This window comes from Duncaniella muricolitica (assembly GCF_910574735.1).
GTDB lineage: Bacteria > Bacteroidota > Bacteroidia > Bacteroidales > Muribaculaceae > Duncaniella > Duncaniella muricolitica.
The window spans coordinates 15,865-29,192 of the sequence record NZ_CAJTCF010000004.1; the positions used below are offsets into that span (position 1 = coordinate 15,865).

Below are 13,328 nucleotides of genomic sequence, written 5' to 3' on the forward strand. Positions count from 1 at the left end.
CGCTGATGACATTATTGTTTCCGGGAACTTTTGATCCTTTTACCGTCGGGCATGCTTCGATAGTGGAGCGGGCTCTGCCTCTGTGTGAGCGGATGGTGATTGCTGTCGGCTATAACGCGTCGAAGAGTTCGGCGGCCGATGGTGCCGCACGGCGTGTGGAAAGCATCGCGGCACTGTATGCCGGCAATCCCAAGGTAAAGGTCATCGCCTATGACGGTCTGACTGTCGACGCCTGCCGCCGCGAGGGTGCCGACTGGATGCTGCGCGGCGTGAGGTCGGTGGCCGACTATGAATATGAGCGTAATCTGGCCGACATCAACCGTGCCATCGCCGGCATCGAAACTCTGCTGCTCTACTCTCTTCCCGAACTAAGCTACATATCATCGTCAATGGTCAGAGAACTTGCATCACATGGCCATGACATTACAAAATATCTCCCATGAGAAGAATTTTCATACTTTTAGCCACACTGTTGACTACCGCCATGACGGCGGCATTATGGGCCGACGTCAGACTGTCGCCCGACCGCAAACTGGCTTTTGCCCAGCAGATTATCGCCAACTATTATGTTGACACCATCGACACCACCAAGGTGGTGGAGGATGCTATCGTAGCTATGCTCAAGGACCTGGATCCCCACTCGACCTACTCCAACGCCGAGGAGACGCGCGAGCTGACCGAGCCGCTCGACGGAAATTTCTCGGGCATAGGCATACGTTTTCAGATGAACAACGACACGCTCTATGTCATCGAGTCGGTGGCCGGAGGTCCGTCGGAGCGCGTAGGCATCCAGCCGGGCGACCGCATCATCTCGTGCAACGATACGGTGATAGCCGGTGTCAAGAAGCCCAACTCGGAGATACTTAAAGTGTTGCGTGGTCCCAAGGGGTCGATAGCCAATCTGAAAGTGCTGCGCAAGCGCACGCCCGAGCCTATAATGTTTGCCGTGAAGCGTGACGAGATACCCATCTACAACGTCGACGCATCCTATATGGTCAACGACAGCGTGGGCTTTATCTCGATAGCCCGCTTTGCCGGCACTACTGCCGACGAGGTGAACGATGCCATGAAGAAGCTCGGCAAGAGCGGCATGAAGCATCTCATCATCGACCTCTGCGACAACGGCGGCGGCTATCTTAAAGCGTCGACCGACGTGGTGAACAATTTTCTGCGCCGCGGCGACCTGATAGTCTACACCGACTCGCCCAAGAACGGTTCGAGCCGCTTTGAGGCTCCTACGGACGGTAAGTTTCTTGATGGACGCGTGGTGGTGATGGTCAACCAGTATTCAGCCTCGGCGAGCGAGATTCTCTCGGGCGCGCTCCAGGACAATGACCGTGGTGTCATCGTTGGCCGCCGCACTTTTGGCAAGGGCCTGGTGCAGAGACCATTCCCCTTCCCCGACGGGTCGATGATACGTCTGACCGTAGCACGCTATCACACTCCTTCGGGCCGTTGCATCCAGAAGCCGTATGCCGACGGTGACGATGATGCCTACCGCATGGATATGGTGAACCGCTATAAGTCGGGCGAGCTGAATTCGGCCGATTCTATCTCGCTGCCCGACTCGCTGCGTTACAGCACTCTGCGCCTGGGCCGTGCGGTATATGGCGGAGGCGGCATCATGCCCGATGAGTTCGTGCCGCTCGACACGACTTTCTACTCCGACTATTACCGCGACCTTGTGGCCAAGGGTGCCATCAGTGATTACACGCTTCAGTATGTCGACGAGAACCGCCAGGCTCTGAAGAAGAAGTATAAGACGGAGAAGGCTTATCTGGAACAGTTTGAGGTTACTCCGGAGATTATGCAGGGGCTCATAGACACGGGTGTCAAAAATGGCGTGGAGCTGAATCAGGAGCAGTATGAGACGTCACGCGAATATCTGGCTGCGATTGTGAAGGGTCTTGTAGGCCGCGACCTGTTTGACCAGTCGACCTATTTCAAGGTTATGAATCCCCATAACAATATTTTCAGCACGGCTGTGGAGATCATCAACGACCCTCAGCGATATGCGGGTTTCTTGCAGTCAAAAAAGTAATCTTATAGTTAAAAAAGTAACAAGTTAAAGGAGTTTAGACAGGAGATGTTACCAGATGTCTAAACTCCTTTAACTTGTTACTTGCTTAACCCTAAGAATTACTTTTTGATGGTGCCGCCGGGGGATTTGTCGGCGGTGATGGCGGGACAGGAGAGTTTGCGGACGTTGATGGAGCCGCCTGAGGAGGCTTTGACTGTGGCTGTGTTGGCGGCTCCGGCTATGGATATGTCGCCGCCCGACGTGGCATCGGCAGTGAGGCTGTCGGCGGTGACGGCATCGATGTCGATGTCGGAGCCCGAAGAGGCGTCAAATGCTGCTGTCCTGGTGGTGAGAATGTCGATGTCAATGTCTGCTCCCGAGCTTGTGTTGCACTGCAGCGAGCCACAGGTGAGCCATTCGATGCTAATGTCGGAGCCGGAGGATGCTGTGATTTCGGCGGCCTGTCCGGGGACATTGACGGGCGCGGGGACTTCGAGTTCGGCACCGGAACTTGTGCTCATACGTGCTACGTGAGGAGCATAGAGAGTGACTTTGACGTCTTTGAGGGGATGGCCCCCGCCAATTCCGAAGAGGCTGAGAAGGCCTTGTTTTGTATCGCTTTCGCCATAGATGTGAAGCACACCCTTGCGGAGTGTCACCTTTACATTGTTTATGTTTTTAGCGGGGCCTGTGATGAGTACCCGGGCTCGGAGGGTGTCGGGGATGTAGGTCACGTCGACTCCGGCCGAGACACGTAGCGCGCTGACGGTGCCTTTGAGTGAGAGGGAACGCTCGGCGGCACTGACCGTGACTGCCATGAGGACGAGGAGCAATGAGGCGAGGATTTTTTTCATACGCGGGGTGATAATTTTAGCGGTATATATAATAATGTGTGACAAGACCGTCAGCTTATGACGACGGGGACCATGGAGACGGCCGAGACGGTGTAGAGGACAGAGGAGACGTTGCAGGCAAAGGTGTCGAAAAATTCCATTGGTCCGTTGCCGAGGCCGAGGAGTATGCATGAGCCGATGATAAACACCGCTTCGAGCACTATGAGGGAGATTATGGCTGTCACCGACATGCTCGGCGCGCGAAAGAGGGTGGCGATGCCGGCGCGGCAGAGGCAGAGGGCAGGAAGAGCTACGGCAAAGAGCACCAGAGCGCATCCCCAACCCTGGAGATAGGGACTGCCGGAGGATATGCCGAAGGCTGTGAGGAGGGTGTCGTTGGAGGCGAAATAGAGGCAGGTGACGCCGCCGACGATGACTATGCCGACGATGGCTGTGGCAAAGCCGACGAGTCCGCCGACAAGACCGAGGATGACGAGGATTATGCGTCCGATAATGAGGAAGATACTGTTGATGACATTACTGACGCTTCCGCCCGAGGGGACCGGGGCGGCGGGAGGGGCGATGTTGTCGATAACGGTCTGGCCAACGTTGTCGACGGTGACCGGCTCACCGCGCATCTCGAGTATCTGACGCGGGGTGCGCGCGGGAGGAATGACCATCCAGCAGATGAGATAGCCGAGCAGGAGAGGCCAGAAGAGGCCGAATTTTGTAAGCGAGAGCGTGGCCACCACCACGAGTATGCGCAGCACTGTGACATCCCAGCCGAGATATTGTCCGAGGCCGGCTATGACTCCGCCGAACACTTTATGACGCTCGTCGCGGAAAAACTTTTTATGAAACGGGGGCGGTGTGGCTCCGTCGGCCACGGGTGACGTTTCGGCACCGAAGGGTTCGGGGCGGGATGGACGGGAGGGCTCGGAGGCATCCGACTCAAAGCCGGCTTCATCGGTAATCTCGTCGGGGCGGCCCATGATGGATATGACACGGTTGACGTCATCGATGACTATCACCGAAGCTCCGCCGGCCAGCCGCTGGTCGAAGTGCTCGGAGATGCGAAACTCGATGTCGTTGACAATCTCTATGCCCTCGTCGCCGGGAAAAGCGTCGCGGAGCTGGGCAAGATAGTTCTGGAGGAGGGTGTAAGCGTCCTCGTCGATATGGTATATTTTGCCGTTAATATTTACTTGGAATGTCTTTTTCATTGCGGCAGGTATTTGTTGTTGTAGTCGAGTTGAAGGATTGTTACTGCTGAGGCTATCTCGTCCCATGACTGCTGGAGCTGCTCGAGAAACTGATGGCCTACGGGGGTGATGGAGTAATATTTTCGCGGGGGGCCCTGAGTAGACTCTTCCCAGCGGTAGGACAGGAGCCCGTCGTTTTTGAGGCGCGTGAGCAGGGGATAGAGCGTGCCCTCCATCACTATCAGATGGGCCTCCTTGAGCCGGGCTATCATCTCGGAGGCGTAGGCGTCGCCCCGCTTGAGGATGAGCAGCACGCAAAACTCAAGCATCCCTTTGCGCATCTGTGATTTTAAGTTGTCGATATTCATATTTCGGACGTTTTGTCTGTTATTTGGCATTGCAAAGATAGGGAGATTCCACAGTACTTTGCAATACATAGTACTAAGATTTAACAAATATTAAACAAAAGATTATCCGAAATTTCGTCAATAATGGCCAAAGAGTCATCCGTGAGAGTATGACTAAATGAAGGTTAAGCAAAAAAGTTGTAATTTTGCAAAATGATTATGAGACACCTGATAACAATATTTGCCATGCTGTTGTCGCTGACTGCGATGGCTGTGGAGCCGACCTCCATGACCGCCGGCGAGCCGGACTCAACGGCATGCGATACGTGCTGTGAGGGAGTGAGCAAGACTTATTGGATAAAGCAATTGATCGACAACGGTTTTCGCATCCATGACGAGAGGGTGTGCTATCCGCGCTTCCCACGTTTCTGCCTGAACGTGTACAACTGGGGCGACCGCACATTCAACTCCTACGACACCGCCTATGTGGTGGGTACGGGCAAGAACTGGAAGCTGCAGGGCAAGAGCTACAACTGGATGGAGACGTCGACGATAACGATTCCGAAGCAGTCGTCGGTCAACATGCATTCCGACCTGTATAGCGACGCGGGTTTCTCGCTCAATTTCATGGCCGTGAGCATCGGTTATATGTGGAACATCAACAAGCTCTTCACCGATCCGACCAACCGACGGACGTTTAATTTTGACTTCACATGCTCGCGCTTTTCGCTCAATTATCAGTCGGTGTCGTCGACGGGAGGGATGATTATAACGCAGTTTGGCGACTATAACAACGGCCACAGACTCCACTATAAGTTTGACGACTGTTCGACCGACTCAAAGACGCTCGACGTGTATTGGTTTTTCAATCACTACCGTTATTCGCAGGCTGCGGCTTACAGCTATTCGAAATATCAACTGCGCAATGCGGGGACTCCGCTGGTAGGGTTCAACTTTACGGAGCAGCATATCAAGATGAATTTCAACGGCATGCCGGCCATTATGCTTGAGCATTCGCCGCTGGAAAGCAATGAATATCAGTCAGACTACAGGAGCTATTGCGCTATGGGCGGATATTCCTACAACTGGGTGCTGAAGCCTCGCCGCTGGCTCATAAACGCTACCGGCATGGTGGCTGTGGGCTACCGACAGCTTATCAGTTCGGGCGACGAACGCGACTCGAAGTCGCGCGTGGCTAACAATTTCAAAATCAACGTGGCTGCGGTGTATAACCACAAGGCATTGTTTGCAGCGTTCACCGCCCGCGGCATGGGTTATGTCAATTATAATATGGGCGACCTGAGCCACCTGAATACTATCATCTCGTTCACAGCCGCTGTCGGGATGAGATTCTAGCTCACTATGGTTTAAAAAGTTTAAAGAGTTTAAAAAGTTAAGATAATAGTTTGGGAGGGTATATCGCCAACGGATACCCTCCCAAACTATTATCTTAACTTTTTAAACTCTTTAAACTCCTTAAACTCTTTAAACTATAAGAGTAGCCATAAATGCGATGGTGTAGAGGAGCATGAGGATGGCGGTCATGCCGAGGAGGGGATTGAGGGCGGGACCGTGTCGGCGTACGAGGCGCGTGTAGAGGATGAAGTGGAGCACGAGATATATGCAGGGTAGGAGCCAACCCCACCGCGAGGCTGCGAGCCATGCAGGCATGGTGAGAATGACGGCCATGAAGCCGTTGGCGAGGTAGAGGGAAGCTGTGGCGCGAAGACCGATGACTACGGCAAGGGTGCGTTTACCGACAGCGAGATCGTCGGCCTGGTCACGGTAGTTGTTGACCAGAAGGACGTTGGCTCCCATAAGTCCGATGCCGACCGACATGGCGAGCAGCCACCAGCCGAAACTGCCGCCCATGAGCATGTAGGTGAGGCAGACGGGGACTATGCCGAAGAAGATGATAACGGCTATCTCGCCGAGGGCATGGCGCGACAATGGGTAGGGTCCGGAGCTGTAGGCTATGACGCCGAGGGCGGTGAGGACGCCGGCGATGTACATCCACCATTGTCCGTAAAGGGCTACGAGCAAGACACCGACCACGCATGCGAGGGCAAGGGTGGCATAGGTTGCTGTCTTCATGGCGCGGGGGGTGATGTCGCCTTCGGTGACTCCGCGACGAGGTCCCACGCGGCCGGCTTTGTCGAGTCCGGCTTTGAAGTCGTAGTATTCGTTGGCGAAGTTGGATGCTATCTGGGCGAGGAGGGCGAAGAGCATGCACATGAGCCAGGGGACGAGTCTGAACCGCCAGGCGAGCATGCCGAGCGCGCCTGCGTAGATGACGCCTGCAAGGGAGACGGGGAGGGTGCGCAAACGCATGGCTTCAAGCCATATCTTGATTTTTCCTGACATGATTTTTTATTAGACGGTAATATGTCAAAAGAGTTAAGACAGGAGTGTCGGGGCTTGATGGGTGATGCGATTTTGGCCGCCGTCTACCGTTACTCCCGGACTTCTGTCTTAACTCTTTTGACTTGTTGCTTCCTATACAATAAGTGGTTGTTATTCAAATTGTGCGGCGATGGCGTCGGCTATGGACTGCATCTCTTCGGCGGGGAAGGTGTGCTTTTTGGTAAAGTCCATGTCGGCTTCGCTGTTGATGGGGAGGAGGTGTATGTGGGTGTGGGGCACTTCAAGGCCGACAACGGCTACTCCTACCCGCGAGCAGGGAATGGCTTTCTCGATGGCTTTGGCTACGCGACGGGCAAAGAGGGTGAGGTCGCGGTATTCGTCTTCGGTGAGGTCGAAGATGTAGTCGACTTCACGACGGGGGATGACGAGAACGTGGCCGCGGGCTACGGGGTTGATGTCGAGAAAGGCGTAGTGCTTGTCATCGGCGGCGACTTTGTAGGAGGGAATTTCGCCGGCAGCTATTTTGGAGAAGATAGTCATAGAGAGTTGCTCTTCGAGCAAAGGTTATGAGGTTATATGGTTATGAGGTTATAGAGAGCTTGCTCTTCGAGCAAGGGGTGGAGAGTGCCGGATGGCGGGATTAGAAGCTGATCTCGACGATCTCAAACTTCATGACACCGGCGGGGACACGGATGTCGACGATCTCGCCGAGCTTGTGGCCGAGAAGTCCCTGGGCGATGGGGGTGGAGCTGCCGATCTTCTTTTCCTTGAGGTTGGCCTCGGAGTCGGCTACGATGGTATACTCCATAGTCATGCCGTTGGTGTGGTTTTTGATCTTGACACGGTTGAGTATCTGCACTTCTTCGTTGTTGAGATTGCTCTCGTCGATGATGCGCGAGTTGGCTACGAGGTCTTTGAGCTGGGCTATCTTCATTTCGAGCATACCCTGGGCCTCCTTGGCGGCGTCATACTCGGAGTTTTCCGAGAGGTCGCCTTTGTCGCGGGCCTCGGCGATGGCTGCTGATATGCGGGGACGTTCCACTGATTCGAGAAACGCGATTTCTTCCATTTTTTTCTTGTAACCTTCTTTGGTCATGTAAGTTATTGCCATGGCTGTAAAAAAGTTTGTTCTGTATATGTGAGAGGTTTATGTTATCGGTTGCGATGTTTTACACAACACTTTTCTATCGGGTGAACGTAAAAAAATTTAGAATCTCGAGGCTTACGGCTACGAGACCCTACAATAAAAAGATTGCTATTTTTACGTAGTGCAAAGGTAGTCACAAAAAGGGGAGAAAGCAATTATCGCAGTGTGTTTTAACAAATTTTCACCGCTTAAAAAAATGGTTAAAATCATAATTTACGTACTTTTGTAATAATGAAAACCACATTTCTCATAGGATATATGGGCAGCGGCAAGACTACGCTCGGACGTGCCGTGGCGGCCCGGACAGGCATCCGTTTTATCGACCTCGACGATTACATCGAGGAGCGCGAGGGGTGCTCGATCAAGGAGATTTTTGCCTCACGTGGCGAGGATGCTTTCCGCGCCATAGAGCGGGATGCCCTGCAGGAAGTGAGCCGTATGGCCGACACGCTGGTGGCGTGTGGCGGGGGCACGCCGTGTTTCGGCGACAATATGGATCTGCTCAACCGCTGCGGGCTGACGGTGTATCTCGACGCGCCCCACGGGAGTCTGCTGTCGCGACTCAAAGAGGGACGTGCCAAACGTCCGCTCATAGCCGGGCTGAGCGACGAGGAGCTGGACGAGTTTATCGTCAGGCAGATGGAGTGGCGTCGGCCTCATTACAGCCGCGCGGCCCTGAGGTTTGACAGCTCGCGGCTGGAGTCGGTCGAGGAGGTGGCCGAGAGTGTGGAGAAATTTTTAAAACTCATAGAGCATGAATGTTGAATCGACTCCTACCGCGGTGGAGCAGCCCTGCGAGGTGCGCAACCGCAACCGCCGTCTCACGATAGGGTTGCCCCGATGTGAGGACCCGGCCGAACGCCGTTTTCCACTGACTCCCGAGGGGGCGGCCCTGCTCATCGAGAGGGGATTCAGCGTGAAGATGCAGGAGGGGGCGGCCGAGAGCATCCATTATGAAGACTCGCGCTACATACGCGCGGGGGTGGAGATAGCTCCGCGCTCGGAGACACTGAGCTGTGACATAGTGATATACACGGCCACGCTGAGCGAGAGCGACGCGCGGGCCCTGAGGCGCGGGGCGATGGTGCTGACGCTGCTGAGGGCGGCGTGTGGCAACGAGCGCGTGATACGCGCGCTGCTGGAGCGTCATGTCATATCCATAGCTCTCGACCTGGTGGAAGATGAGCGGGGATGCACGCCGTTTGCCGACATTCTGGCCGAAATCGACGGTCGCGCGTCGATAGCCATAGCCTCGTCACTGCTTGCCGACTCGCAGAAGGGCAAGGGCATACTGCTCGGAGGAGTAGCCGGCATAGTGCCGTGTGAGGTGCTTGTAATCGGCTCGGGTATAGCCGCATGCGCCGCTTCGCGCTCGGCTGTCGGTCTGGGTGCGACGGTGAGGATGTTTGACAACGACATCTATTCGCTGCGGCGTGCGTCGCAGGAACTCGGAGCGGGTGTCATCACCTCGGCCCTTCATCCGCGCACACTCGACAATGCCCTGCGCACGGCCGATGTGGTGGTGGCCACGCCTGTGACGATGCCGTTCGCGCTCCACAGCGAAGCCGTCGGGCGTATGAAGAAGGGGGTGCTGACGTTTGACCTCACGGCTGCGGCCGACGGGTCGTCATTTCCGTCGATGACTCCCGTGGACCTCGCGCTGGCCTCGGCGGTGGACGGGTCGCTGCGCACCGACAACCGCATCTGTTACGTACACGCCGGCAGTGCGGTGGCCCGCACGGCAGCAATGGCTCTGACCAACACGCTGCTGACGCTGCTTGAGAGCATTGTGAGCTGCGAAGGCCCGTCAAACGCGCTGAAACTGCATCCGGGCATGCAGAAGGCGACTCTGACATTTTTCGGCAAGCCGGTCAATCCGGCTGTGGCCTCCATGCTGCGCACACGCAGTGTGGATATTTCCATTTTTCTGACTTTATCGTAATATTAATGGCTCCACGCAAGAGATTTTATGTAGTATGGGCAGGTCATGCCACGGGGGTGTTTGACTCATGGGAGGAGTGTGAGCTCCAGACCAAGGGTTATGCGGGCGCGAAGTTCAAGGCGTTTGACTCGCAGGAGGCGGCTGTGGCTGCCTATCGCGGCAATCCTGACGAACATATGGGACTGCTGCGCTCGATAGCCGAACACCGCACGGCTCCGGTGAATTATGAGGATTTTCCGGAGATACGCCTCGACTCGCTGGCGGTGGACGCGGCGTGCTCTAAAAACCCCGGACCTGTGGAATATCAGGGCGTGTGGGTGCGTACCGGCGAGCGAATCTTTCATGTAGGACCGCTGGAGGGGGGCACCAATAATATAGGCGAGTATCTCGCGCTGGTTCACGGTCTGGCTATGCTGAAGGCGCAGGGCCGACACACGACTCCTATATATACCGATTCGCGCACGGCTCGCTCGTGGGTGAAGAAGGGGCAGCCGAAGACTACGCTGGCCCGCACGCCGCAAAACGCGCGCCTCTTCGAGATGCTCGACCGCGCGACGGCGTGGCTGGCCAACAATACTTTCAGCAATCCTATCCTTACATGGGATACGCCTCAATGGGGTGAGATACCGGCTGATTTCGGACGTAAATAACCCCGGGAGGGTTATTTGCATCTGAAATCAGCCGGTATCTCGCCCCATTGAGAGTTTAGAGGTTGAAAGTTTAGAGTTTAACTCTTATAGTTAAAAAGTTAAAGGAGTTTATAAAGTTAAGATAATAGCTTGGTGGGCCTATCGCCAACGATTACCATCTTAAACTATTATCTTAACTTTATAAACTCCTTTAACTTTTTAAACTATAGGAGATCAGAACATGGGCGTGAAGGGGGTGGTGGGGAAGAGGCGTGAGGTCACGTCGCCCACATAGTCGGCGGTCTTGGTGGTGTCGAGCTTCATTACAGATGCGCCTTTGCGGAGGTCACACTTGCCGAGGTCGACATAAAACATACCGGGGTTGGTTACGATGTCAAAGTAGTAACGCAGGTCGCGGATGTTGGAGAACGATCGCCATTGGGTGGAGGAGACGTTGGCGTCACCGAGCGTATAGGTGTAGGGCACAGAGACGTTGTTGAGTATAGAGCGGGTGATGGAGACGCCGAGGTCGGCCTCGCCGGTCTTCTCAACATGGGTGTCAAAGAAGTAGCCGCGCACGTAACGGTCGGGGCTGCTGACAGTACCGGGGAGGGTGTTCTGGCCCCCCTTCTTTACCCAGTAGTCGTTGATGGCGTTCATCTGGAGATAGGGCGGGTCGTTGGTGAGCACCTTGATGTCCTGACCTTCGTAAATGTTGATTTTGCCGTGGTCAAACTCTACCATGGCTGAGCGGCCGCGCGAGTCGGTGATGCCCCAGTGTAGGGCGGTGGTGGTGCCGTTGTCGAAGGTCGCGCCCGAAATGGTGAAGTTGTGCTGACGCAGGAGTGCTACAGCCTCGGGGGTGTCGGCACACATGTCGAGAAGCCAGGCAGGAAACATGGCGAGCGACATGGGGGGACGGTTGGCGGTGGAGTCGCTCTCGTAGACGGTGCCTTTGCAGAAGAGGCCGTTGACCACAAGGCCCTTTTCGTTCATGCCTTCGGTAACGCCTCCGTCATAGCTCACGGCATAGACCGCGCCATACTTTGAGGTCCACGTGACAGAGCCCGGAAGAGAGTTGCCCATCTTCTGCATGCCTCGCGGATATACATATATATTGGTGGGGATAGGAGTCTTCCAGTCAAGAGAGCGGCCTACGATGCGGAGGCTGTCGTTGCCCACATAGAGGACTCGCGAACAGGCCTCGGCGCGCTGCACAGATGCTGTGACGGCAAGCGCGGCGACGAGAGGGTAAAGATAACGTAGTTTCATTGTAATATGCGTATATGAGAGTTGGGGGAAAATAGTGAAACGGTTACGGGCCGGCCGAAGCCGGGTCCGATTCATATTTATGAAACGCGGGCGGGGTGTGTATTGTTCAGCATCAGAGACTTTGCAAATTGTTCAACCGACAATATTTAAAAATTCTTAATATGAGCTAAAATTTTTGGCGGACACCGTGATTGTGTATAATTTTGTATCGGAAAGAAACACACCATAGTTGTATTCCTTGGACTGATAAAGATTTTACGCATTATTTTTTAGTTTTTATGGACTAAGGACAAAGGCAACTTCTCAGACTGTCGTCGTGATGACGCTTGTCCTCTGAAAAAATGGTGTTGTGTAAGTATGATATAATCTCTACATTATTTGGATGATATAGTTTGAATTAACTATAAATCGCAAATTGCCTTTTGGCTTTAGTCCGGTGTTCCTTGCTGATAAGGGGCAGCGGATATTTTTTTGCCCTGAAGCGATTTTGAATTGACAATGATTTTGGCTAATTTTGACAGTCTATAGCTCAGCATTTCTATGAACGACCCGTCACCGACTCCCCTACCCTGCCGTCCGGCCGTGACATTTGTCATGCCTGCCTACAATGCTGCTCCGTATATCGACGAGGCTATCGGCTCGATAGTCGCGCAGAGCTTCGTGGACTGGGAGCTGATAGTGGTGGATGACCATTCGACCGACGACACGGCCATGAGGGCGCGCGAATGGGCCCGCAGGGAGCCGAGAATCAGGGTGTTGCAGACGGAGCGTCAGACGGGATCGGCTTTTATCCCGCGCAAGACCGCCATAGAGGCAGCCGGGAGCGATCTTATATGCTGCGTGGATGCCGACGACCGCATCGCCCCTGACTTTATGCAACGGCTGATGAGACGCCGACGCGAGACGGGAGCCGACATAGTGTATCCCTCGATGTGGAAGTTTGACAACACTACTTCACAAAGACTGCTTCCTCTCGACTCCGGGCTGTATGACAAGGCCATTGCGGGACGCGATGTTGTAAGCCTGACGCTTGACGGCTGGAAAATCAACACAAACGGTGCACTGAAGGAGAGACGGCTGTATCTGTCGCTCTACGAACGGATGCCCGACTTTGCAAACCATACGTTTGCCGACGAGCTGCTGACGCGCTATCTTATATACGACGCCCGTCTGGTGGCTTTCAGCGACGCGGCCTATTATTACCGCGCCAATCCCGGGTCAGTCACCCGCAAGGTGTCGGTGAAACAATTTCACTATCTGCTGAGCAATCTGACGCTCATCTCGTTTACCCGCGAGCGTTACGGCGTGGGGTCGGAGGAGTACGCGCTGGCTCAGAAGCAGAATTTTTTGGGCTATTACAGCGCGTTGCTTATGCTGGAGGAGGGCAAGCTGCCCGAGGCGGAGGCCGCGGAGGCGCGACGCCTGACCGTCCGTGCCCGCGAGGCTATCGATTACGACTCGATAAAAGGTCGTATATCGTGGTGTTTCAGACTGATACACATGCTTCCAGAGAAGGCTTTCGTATTGCTTAGAAAATTACGACGGACTTAAAAGAGCTTACCTAAAACAAAT

General features: G+C 54.6%; 14 protein-coding genes. 7 read left to right on the forward strand and 7 right to left on the reverse strand.

Annotated elements, in window-relative coordinates:
• Positions 1-5: 5 nt before the first annotated feature.
• Both coaD and QGT73_RS01410 read left to right on the forward strand, forming a co-directional pair.
• Positions 6-443 (forward strand): pantetheine-phosphate adenylyltransferase, encoded by a 438-nt coding sequence (gene coaD / locus QGT73_RS01405; protein WP_425278372.1) that lies wholly within the window; start codon positions 6-8, stop codon positions 441-443.
• Positions 440-2,041 carry a S41 family peptidase gene (locus QGT73_RS01410; protein WP_280121110.1) on the forward strand — a complete coding sequence of 534 codons (1,602 nt, stop codon included), beginning with the start codon at positions 440-442 and terminating at the stop codon, positions 2,039-2,041. Before coaD ends, QGT73_RS01410 begins: the two co-directional genes overlap by 4 nt.
• A gap of 98 nt (positions 2,042-2,139) precedes the next feature.
• Here the strand turns inward: QGT73_RS01410 and QGT73_RS01415 are convergent, their stop codons facing one another.
• The 3 genes from QGT73_RS01415 to QGT73_RS01425 are packed head-to-tail and all read right to left on the reverse strand — an operon-like array spanning position 2,140 to position 4,423.
• Positions 2,140-2,874 (reverse strand): GIN domain-containing protein, encoded by a 735-nt coding sequence (locus QGT73_RS01415; protein ID WP_280121111.1) that lies wholly within the window; start codon positions 2,872-2,874, stop codon positions 2,140-2,142.
• Between the two features lie 50 nt (positions 2,875-2,924).
• Positions 2,925-4,076, reverse strand: coding sequence for a PspC domain-containing protein (locus QGT73_RS01420; protein WP_280121112.1), 1,152 nt, complete (start codon positions 4,074-4,076; stop codon positions 2,925-2,927).
• Entirely contained in the window at positions 4,073-4,423 is a 351-nt protein-coding gene (locus tag QGT73_RS01425) for a PadR family transcriptional regulator (RefSeq protein ID WP_123616724.1), read from the reverse strand. The genes QGT73_RS01420 and QGT73_RS01425 overlap by 4 nt, the downstream gene beginning before the upstream one ends.
• 198 nt (positions 4,424-4,621) lie before the next feature.
• Between QGT73_RS01425 and QGT73_RS01430 the strand changes: the two genes are divergently transcribed.
• Complete coding sequence (locus QGT73_RS01430) at positions 4,622-5,758, forward strand: DUF4421 domain-containing protein (protein WP_280121113.1); 1,137 nt, start codon at positions 4,622-4,624, stop codon at positions 5,756-5,758.
• Between the two features lie 129 nt (positions 5,759-5,887).
• On the opposite strand, the gene menA is transcribed toward QGT73_RS01430, so the two are convergent.
• The 3 genes from menA to greA form a co-directional block, all read right to left on the reverse strand.
• Complete coding sequence (menA, locus tag QGT73_RS01435; protein WP_280121114.1) at positions 5,888-6,766, reverse strand: 1,4-dihydroxy-2-naphthoate octaprenyltransferase; 879 nt, start codon at positions 6,764-6,766, stop codon at positions 5,888-5,890.
• 150 nt (positions 6,767-6,916) lie between these two features.
• Positions 6,917-7,306 carry an HIT family protein gene (locus tag QGT73_RS01440; protein WP_280121115.1) on the reverse strand — a complete coding sequence of 130 codons (390 nt, stop codon included), beginning with the start codon at positions 7,304-7,306 and terminating at the stop codon, positions 6,917-6,919.
• A 100-nt stretch (positions 7,307-7,406) separates the two neighbouring features.
• The gene (gene greA, locus QGT73_RS01445; RefSeq protein WP_123616728.1) at positions 7,407-7,877 is read right to left on the reverse strand and encodes a transcription elongation factor GreA; all 471 of its coding nucleotides are present in this window, start codon (positions 7,875-7,877) and stop codon (positions 7,407-7,409) included.
• Between the two features lie 267 nt (positions 7,878-8,144).
• Between greA and QGT73_RS01450 the strand changes: the two genes are divergently transcribed.
• Genes QGT73_RS01450 through QGT73_RS01460 form a run of 3 tightly spaced genes read left to right on the forward strand, consistent with a single transcriptional unit; the run spans position 8,145 to position 10,505 of the window.
• Positions 8,145-8,678 (forward strand): shikimate kinase, encoded by a 534-nt coding sequence (locus tag QGT73_RS01450; RefSeq protein ID WP_280121116.1) that lies wholly within the window; start codon positions 8,145-8,147, stop codon positions 8,676-8,678.
• The gene (locus tag QGT73_RS01455) at positions 8,668-9,855 is read left to right on the forward strand and encodes a hypothetical protein (RefSeq protein ID WP_280121117.1); all 1,188 of its coding nucleotides are present in this window, start codon (positions 8,668-8,670) and stop codon (positions 9,853-9,855) included. The genes QGT73_RS01450 and QGT73_RS01455 overlap by 11 nt, the downstream gene beginning before the upstream one ends.
• Before the next feature lie 5 nt (positions 9,856-9,860).
• A complete protein-coding gene (locus tag QGT73_RS01460; RefSeq protein WP_280121118.1) occupies positions 9,861-10,505 on the forward strand; it encodes a ribonuclease H1 domain-containing protein in 645 nt (214 codons plus the stop codon).
• Positions 10,506-10,718: 213 nt separating this feature from the next.
• Here QGT73_RS01460 and QGT73_RS01465 read toward each other — a convergent pair whose 3' ends face one another.
• Entirely contained in the window at positions 10,719-11,756 is a 1,038-nt protein-coding gene (locus QGT73_RS01465) for a linear amide C-N hydrolase (protein WP_280121119.1), read from the reverse strand.
• Positions 11,757-12,296: 540 nt separating this feature from the next.
• Here QGT73_RS01465 and QGT73_RS01470 point away from each other — a divergent pair.
• Positions 12,297-13,307: a glycosyltransferase family 2 protein gene (locus QGT73_RS01470; protein ID WP_280121120.1), complete on the forward strand. Its 1,011-nt coding sequence runs from the start codon at positions 12,297-12,299 to the stop codon at positions 13,305-13,307.
• The last annotated feature ends 21 nt before the right edge of the window (positions 13,308-13,328 follow it).